The sequence below is a fragment of the Mesorhizobium sp. WSM4833 genome (genome assembly GCF_055811095.1).
This window is the reverse complement of the sequence record NZ_JBVVQG010000008.1, coordinates 391,241-398,046: the sequence shown is the minus strand read 5'-3', so window position 1 is coordinate 398,046 and position 6,806 is coordinate 391,241. Positions and strand designations below refer to the sequence as shown.

The 6,806-nt window shown below is 61.5% G+C and carries 9 protein-coding genes; 7 read left to right on the top strand and 2 right to left on the bottom strand.

The annotated features are described in order from the left end of the window. The 7 genes from AC0L2D_RS19095 to plsY form a co-directional block, all read left to right on the top strand. Positions 1 to 113 (top strand): 2-oxo acid dehydrogenase subunit E2 (locus AC0L2D_RS19095; RefSeq protein ID WP_366212360.1); only part of this gene is annotated, 113 nt, incomplete at its 5' end. Positions 114 to 262: 149 nt separating this feature from the next. Continuing rightward, the gene (locus tag AC0L2D_RS19090; protein ID WP_013531484.1) at positions 263 to 898 is read left to right on the top strand and encodes an SGNH/GDSL hydrolase family protein; all 636 of its coding nucleotides are present in this window, start codon (positions 263 to 265) and stop codon (positions 896 to 898) included. A 12-nt stretch (positions 899 to 910) separates the two neighbouring features. Continuing rightward, entirely contained in the window at positions 911 to 2,356 is a 1,446-nt protein-coding gene (lpdA, locus tag AC0L2D_RS19085; RefSeq protein WP_013531485.1) for a dihydrolipoyl dehydrogenase, read from the top strand. Between the two features lie 89 nt (positions 2,357 to 2,445). Beyond that, complete coding sequence (locus AC0L2D_RS19080; protein WP_127370325.1) at positions 2,446 to 2,703, top strand: GlsB/YeaQ/YmgE family stress response membrane protein; 258 nt, start codon at positions 2,446 to 2,448, stop codon at positions 2,701 to 2,703. Between the two features lie 138 nt (positions 2,704 to 2,841). Continuing rightward, complete coding sequence (gene lipA / locus AC0L2D_RS19075; protein ID WP_024505190.1) at positions 2,842 to 3,807, top strand: lipoyl synthase; 966 nt, start codon at positions 2,842 to 2,844, stop codon at positions 3,805 to 3,807. A 12-nt stretch (positions 3,808 to 3,819) separates the two neighbouring features. Then, positions 3,820 to 4,275, top strand: coding sequence for a type II toxin-antitoxin system RatA family toxin (locus AC0L2D_RS19070; RefSeq protein ID WP_013531488.1), 456 nt, complete (start codon positions 3,820 to 3,822; stop codon positions 4,273 to 4,275). A gap of 9 nt (positions 4,276 to 4,284) precedes the next feature. After that, positions 4,285 to 4,959 carry a glycerol-3-phosphate 1-O-acyltransferase PlsY gene (plsY, locus tag AC0L2D_RS19065; protein WP_013531489.1) on the top strand — a complete coding sequence of 225 codons (675 nt, stop codon included), beginning with the start codon at positions 4,285 to 4,287 and terminating at the stop codon, positions 4,957 to 4,959. A 45-nt stretch (positions 4,960 to 5,004) separates the two neighbouring features. Here plsY and AC0L2D_RS19060 read toward each other — a convergent pair whose 3' ends face one another. Both AC0L2D_RS19060 and AC0L2D_RS19055 read right to left on the bottom strand, forming a co-directional pair. Then, the gene (locus AC0L2D_RS19060; RefSeq protein WP_473541919.1) at positions 5,005 to 5,487 is read right to left on the bottom strand and encodes a CinA family protein; all 483 of its coding nucleotides are present in this window, start codon (positions 5,485 to 5,487) and stop codon (positions 5,005 to 5,007) included. Then, positions 5,484 to 6,713 (bottom strand): bifunctional 2-C-methyl-D-erythritol 4-phosphate cytidylyltransferase/2-C-methyl-D-erythritol 2,4-cyclodiphosphate synthase, encoded by a 1,230-nt coding sequence (locus AC0L2D_RS19055; protein WP_473541917.1) that lies wholly within the window; start codon positions 6,711 to 6,713, stop codon positions 5,484 to 5,486. The genes AC0L2D_RS19060 and AC0L2D_RS19055 overlap by 4 nt, the downstream gene beginning before the upstream one ends. Between the last annotated feature and the right edge of the window lie 93 nt (positions 6,714 to 6,806).

The window sequence follows — 6,806 nt, the reverse complement described above, 5'->3', positions numbered from 1 at the left end:
TGATGTCGGTGACGCTGTCGACCGACCACCGCGCCGTGGACGGTGCGCTGGGTGCCGAACTGCTGGTCGCCTTCAAGCGCCTGATCGAAAACCCGATGGGCATGCTGGTCTAGGGAAGCGAGGGGGCGGTGCGGATAGTCTTCCCCAGCCTCTTCATTTTCGTCATTTCCGGATTCGCCACCGGACTGGCTGCTCGGAAACGGGCGGTCACAACCCATGGATGGCGGGTGAAGCGTGGGTTGATCGACGCGCAGGTGGGTGCATGAAGACGGTTCTTTGTTACGGCGACTCGCTGACCTGGGGCTACAATGCCGAAGGTGGCCGCCATGCGCTGGAAGACCGCTGGCCAAGCGTGCTGCAGGCCGGCCTTGGCAGTGGCGTCGAAGTTATCGCCGAAGGCCTCAATGGCCGTACCACCGCCTTCGACGACCACCTGGCCGGTGCTGATCGCAACGGCGCCAGGCTGCTGCCAACGGTGCTGACGACGCATGCGCCGATCGACCTGATTGTCATCATGCTCGGCGCCAACGACATGAAGCCGTGGATCCACGGCAATCCCGTCGCGGCCAAGCAGGGTATCCAGCGGCTGATCGACATCGTGCGCGGTCACGACTATCCGTTCGACTGGCCGGCGCCGCAGATCCTCATCGTTTCGCCGCCTGTCGTCAGTCGCACCGAAAATGCCGAATTCAAGGAAATGTTTGCCGGCGGCGACGACGCCTCGAAGTTTTTGGCACCGCAATATGCCGCGCTCGCCGATGAGGCCGGCTGCGGCTTCTTCGACGCCGGCAGCGTGGCGCAAACCACACCTCTCGACGGTGTTCATCTTGACGCCGAAAATACGCGAAACATCGGCGAGGCGCTGACACCAGTCGTGCGCGTCATGCTGGAATTGTGAAGGAGAAAACCCGTGGCTGAGAACTATGACGTCATCATCATCGGCTCCGGTCCCGGCGGCTATGTCACCGCGGTGCGTTCCGCGCAGCTCGGCTTCAAGACGGCGATCGTCGAGCGCGAGCATCTCGGCGGCATTTGCCTTAACTGGGGCTGCATCCCGACTAAGGCGCTGCTGCGCTCGGCCGAGATCATGCACTATTCGGATCACCTGAAGGATTACGGGCTGAAGCTCGACGGCAAGGTCAGCGTGGACACATCGGCCGTCGTTGACCGCTCGCGCAAGGTGTCGCTGCGGCTCAATGGCGGCGTTGCCTTCCTGATGAAGAAGAACAAGGTCGACGTCATCTGGGGCGAGGCCAAGCTTTCGAAGGCGGGCGAGATCGTCGTGTCCAAGACGGCCAAGAAGCCGATGGAGCCACAGCCGCCGGTGCCGAAAGGCGTCAAGGGCGAGGGCACCTATACCGCCAAGCACATCATCCTGGCGACCGGCGCCCGGCCACGCGCGCTGCCCGGCATCGAGCCGGACGGAAAGCTGATCTGGACCTATTTCGAGGCCATGGTGCCGAAGGAGATGCCGAAGTCGTTGCTCGTCATGGGGTCGGGCGCCATCGGCATCGAATTCGCCTCCTTCTACCGCACCATGGGCGCCGAGGTGACGGTGGTCGAATTGCTGCCGGCGGTGATGCCGGTCGAGGACGCCGAAGTCTCGAAGTTCGCGCAAAAGCAGTTCGAGAAGCAAGGCATGAAGATCATCCTCGAAGCCAAGGTGACCAAGGTCGAGAAGGGCACGAACTCGGTCACGGCGCATGTCGAGATGAAGGACGGCAAGGTCGAGAAGATCACCGCCGACCGCATGATCTCGGCCGTCGGCGTGCAGGGCAACATCGAGGGCCTCGGGCTTGAGGCGCTTGGCGTGAAGACCGAACGCGGCTGCGTCGTCATCGATGGTTACGGCAAGACCAATGTGCCGGGCATCTACGCCATTGGCGATGTCGCCGGCCCGCCGATGCTCGCCCACAAGGCCGAACATGAGGGTGTCGTGTGCATCGAGAAGATCGCTGATTTTCCTGGCGTACATGCCACCGACAAGCTGAAGATTCCGGGCTGCACCTACTGCAATCCGCAGGTCGCCTCGGTTGGCCTGACCGAAGCCAAGGCCAAGGCCGAGGGCTGGGATATCCGGGTCGGGCGCTTCCAGTTCGCCGCCAATGGCAAGGCGATCGCGCTCGGTGAGGATCAGGGCTTCATCAAGACCATCTTCGACAAGAAGACCGGTCAATTGCTCGGCGCCCACATGGTCGGCGCCGAAGTGACCGAACTGATCCAGGGCTTCGTCGTGGCGATGAACCTGGAGACGACCGAGGAAGAGCTGATGCACACCATCTTCCCGCACCCGACGCTGTCGGAGATGATGAAGGAAAGCGTGCTCGACGCCTATGGCCGCGCGCTCAACGCGTGATAGATTGAAAGCGCTGCTACAGATGGAACCCGGCGGCAAGGAACATCGTTTGCGGATGCACTTTCATCCATCACACAAGGAGAAGGCATATGCACCTGAATGGCGTCGGCTGGATAGCAGCCATCATCATCGGCGGCCTGGCAGGCTGGTTCGCCGAAATGTTCATGAAGAGCAACACCGGTATCCTTATGAACATCGTTATGGGCATCGTCGGCGCGATCGTGCTGAACGCCATTCTGCAGGCTCTCAATTTTGGCCCGTTCGGCGTCGGCTGGATTGCCTATCTGATCACCGGCTTTATCGGCGCCTGCCTGCTGATCTGGGCAGGACGCCTGGTGCGCCGCTGACATCACTGAAGAGCTGCCATGCGAAAAAGGCTGTTGCGGCATGCGCCGCAGCGGCCTTTTTCTTTGCGCCGAAAAGTCCTAGATGACGTTATCACAACGAACGCCTGACTGGCGCTCGCCAATGAACCAGGTTTCCCGATGGTCACTGTCCTCGATACGATCGCCAACGCACCGCGCCTGCGGCATCCCGAAAAGGCGCACAAGCCTGATCAGGATGTCCTGCGCAAGCCCGACTGGATACGCGTCAAGGCGCCGATGTCGAAGGGCTATGCCGAAACGCGCGAAATCGTGAAGTCGCACAAGCTGGTGACGGTCTGCGAAGAGGCCGGCTGCCCCAACATCGGCGAGTGCTGGGAAAAGAAGCACGCCACCTTCATGATCATGGGCGAGATCTGCACCCGCGCCTGCGCTTTCTGCAACGTCGCCACGGGCATTCCAACCGCTCTTGACCCGGATGAACCGGCCCGCGTCGCGCATGCGGTCAAGCAGATGGGCCTTACCCATGTCGTCATCACCTCGGTCGACCGCGACGATCTCGCCGATGGCGGTGCGCAGCATTTCGCCGAGGTCATCCGCGCCATCCGGGCGGCGACGCCGCTGACGACGATCGAAATCCTGACGCCCGACTTCCTGCGCAAGGACGGCGCGCTGGAGATCGTCGTGGCGGCCAAACCCGACGTCTTCAACCACAATCTCGAAACCGTTCCGTCGAACTATCTGACGGTTCGTCCGGGCGCCCGCTATTTCCATTCGATCCGGCTGTTGCAGCGGGTCAAGGAGCTTGATCCGTCGATCTTCACCAAGTCCGGCATCATGGTGGGGCTGGGCGAAGAACGGAATGAAATCCTGCAGTTGATGGACGATCTGCGTTCGGCCAATGTCGACTTCATGACCATAGGCCAGTATCTGCAGCCGTCGAAGAAGCACCACCCGGTGATCCGCTTTGTTACGCCGGAGGAGTTCAAATCCTTTGAGACGATCGGCCGGACCAAGGGTTTCCTGCTGGTGGCGTCCAGCCCGCTGACGCGTTCATCGCATCACGCCGGCGACGATTTCGCCAAGCTGCGTGCGGCACGGGAAGCGATTCTCAAGAAATCAGCTTAATCAGCCGGTTTCATGCCAAAATTCGAAGCCACCCGACGCGTATCCCATACACCCGAGCAGATGTTCGCTTTGGTCGCCGATGTTGAATCCTATCCGCAATTCCTGCCGCTTTGCGAAGCGCTGACGGTTCGCTCGCGCAAGGAGCGTGACGGGCGTACCGTTCTCCTTGCCGACATGAGCATCGGCTACAAGGCGATCCGCGAAACCTTCACGACGCAGGTACTGCTGAAGCCCGACGAGAACACCATCGACGTGAAGTACATCGACGGGCCGTTCAAATATTTGAGCAATGTCTGGCGTTTCGAACCCGACGGCGCCGGTTGCGCCGTCCGCTTCTTCATCGACTACGAGTTCAAGAGCCGCATTCTGGGCGCGGTCATGGGAACCATGTTCGATCGTGCCTTCCGCATGTTCGCCGAAGCCTTTGAGAAGCGCGCCGACGTCATCTACGGTACAAAACCGTCTTGAGGCTTGCGCATGCTTTTCTGGATAGCGAGCACCGTTGGACTGGCGATCGCCTATCTCTTCGGTTCCATGCCCACGGGTTATCTGGCGGGGAAGCTGCTCAAGGGCATCGATATCCGGGAGCATGGCTCCAAATCCACCGGGGCAACGAACGTCTTGCGGGTCTTGGGAAAATGGCCGGCGTTGGTGGTGTTGCTGGTGGATGTGCTGAAAGGTGCTGCGGCGATCGTCTTTGCCCGCTGGTTCTATCCCTGGTTCATCACGTTGCCGTTGGTTACGCCATCGACCCCGCTTGACCTGCAAGCCTGGGTGCCTTGGGCTGTTTGCCTGGCCGGAATTGCCGTGTTGTTGGGACATGGCCGTTCGATCTGGTTGAATTTTACAGGTGGCAAATCCGCTGCGACGGGGCTTGGCGTGTTGCTGGCTCTGTCTTGGCCGGTAGGTGTGGGGGCTGCGGCGGCTTTTGGTGCTGTGCTGGCTACGTCTCGGATAGTTTCCCTGAGTTCGATGGTAGCGGCGTTGACCGCGATCGCCCTCATCTGTGGCCTGGAGCAACCGTTGGCCTATCGGTTGTTGGTGATTGCGGGCAGCATCTACGTGGTTATGCGCCATCGTGCCAACATTCAGCGGCTGCTGGCTGGGACGGAGCCACACTTGGGGCAAAGCAGCCCGGAATCGAAAACGTAGCCGCAAATCCGGCTTTCGGGTCCGCCCGCCCAACGTTTTATAATTCTATCCGAGTGCTCGCAGGCCCAGTTCCAGCGCTTGCCGGACCGTTTCGCGACGGATGAAATCGCGGCCTTTGTCTGCAAAGAGTTGGTGCTCGGCGACAATCGGTCGTCCGTCCAGCGCAACCCCGAACCAGACCAGGCCGACCGGTTTTTCCGCGGAACCGCCGCCAGGCCCGGCGATCCCGGTAACCGCCAGGGTCAGCCCGGCGCGCGAACGGGTAAGCGCGCCTGTCGCCATTTCGATCGCAGTCTCGCGCGAAACCGCGCCATGCGCATCGAGCGTGGCGGCGGAAACGCCGAGCATGTCCATCTTGGCTTCGTTGGAATAGGTGATGAAGCCGCGATCGACCACGGCGGACGAGCCGGCGATGTCGGTGAGTGCCGCGATGATCATGCCGCCGGTGCAGCTTTCCGCCGTTGCCAGCATCATGCCGCGCTTCTGGCAGGCTTGCAGCAAGGCATTTGCCAGGTCGCTGTTGGTCATTCCGGCACCTCGCCGGGAAACACCACGCTGGCAGTGGCGATCGCCGCAATGCCTTCCTCGCGCCCGACGAAGCCGAGCTTCTCGTTGGTTGTCGCCTTGATCGAGATGCGATCCGCGGAAATTGCCAGCATCTGCGACAGGGCTGCCGTCATCGCCTCGCGGTGCGGGCCGACGCGCGGCGCTTCGCAGATCAACGTGATATCGGCATTGGCGATGCGGCCGCCGCGCTCGCGCACCAGCCTTGCCGCATGCTCGACGAAGATCCGCGACGCAGCGCCTTTCCATTGCGGGTCGGACGGCGGAAAATGCGTGCCGATGTCGCCGGCGCCGCAGGTCGCCAGCAACGCATCGGTCAGAGCATGCAGACCGACATCGGCGTCGGAATGGCCGGACAGTTTCTTGTCGTGTGCAATGGCGACGCCACACAGTGTGACATTGTCGCCGGGCTCGAAAGCATGAACGTCGTAGCCATTGCCGGTTCGGATGTCGGGAAAGCGCACACGCTCGCCGGAAAGCCGCTGGTCCGCCATCGCAATATCCCGTGCCCAGGTGAGTTTGACATTATCCGGCGAGCCCGGAACGATCTTGACCGGAATATGCGCCCATTCGGCGATCGCGGCATCGTCGGTAAAATCCATTTTTCCCAGATGATGGGCTTTCTCGTGCGCGGCAAGGATGGGCCAGAACGGAAAGCCCTGCGGCGTTTGCGCCGCGTGAAGACCGCTGCGCGAAACGGTTTCGCCAACCACGCCGGAGGCCGACTCGCGCTTCAGCGTGTCGGCGACGGGCAAAGCGGGCAATGCGCCCTCGCGCTCGCCGATGGCGGCGATGGTGCGATCTATCAGGTCCGCATCGACAAACGGACGCACGGCATCGTGGATCAGAACCTGCCCCGGCGCGTGGTCTCTAAGGGCAAGCAGGCCGAGCCGGACGGATTCCTGCCTGGTCGCCCCGCCGATAACGGCGCTAACGCGCTCGGCGTTGGTGCCCGCCGCCTGCCGGAACAGTTCATGGTCGTCGGCATGAATGGCGACGACGATCTCGCTGGTCCGCGGGTGGGCCAGAAAAATGTCCAGCGTGTGTGCGATAACGGCAAAGCCGCCAATGTGTTGATATTGCTTCGGTCCGTTGGCCTGTCCGGCGCGCGCGCCACGGCCGGCCGCGACGATTACCACCGCGACCTTGCCATCCGCACTCGAAACGTGATTTTCACTTGCGTCAGTCATTTGCAGATTGGCTTAGCGCACGATCCCGAAAAGTGTAATCGGTTTTCGGCAAAGATCGTGCGTCAAATATGAATCCCAAAGCGTCCTTTGCGC